At 53.8% G+C, this 279-nt stretch carries 1 pseudogene; it reads right to left on the bottom strand.

Annotated elements, in window-relative coordinates:
• Window positions 1-279 (bottom strand): annotated as a pseudogene (locus SB816_RS31095) (hypothetical protein); the annotation flags it as partial.

Here is a 279-nt window from a genome sequence, read left to right as displayed (position 1 = left end):
CCACATAACCGATATCGAGCAGGCCGGCGAGGCCGACGACGATATTGAGACCCCAGGCCAGCATCACATAGATCAGGATCTGGATGCCGAAATTGTCGACGAATTTCAGCGAGCCCTGAAAGCCGAACAATTGCACGGCGATCACAGGATAAAGCAGCAGCAGAACCAGCGCCAGCTTCAGGAAATGCTTGTGAAAAAAGCCTTTTTCCTCGGAAATTTCCAGAATGCCGCTTTTGGCCTTGGCGAGCTTGCGGCGATCCAGCGACGGCTTGATGAAGC

Source organism: Achromobacter sp. SIMBA_011 (assembly GCF_046535435.1).
GTDB lineage: Bacteria > Pseudomonadota > Gammaproteobacteria > Burkholderiales > Burkholderiaceae_B > Achromobacter > Achromobacter dolens.
Note: the sequence above shows the minus strand (reverse complement) of the source record. Positions and strands in the feature narration are given on the sequence as shown.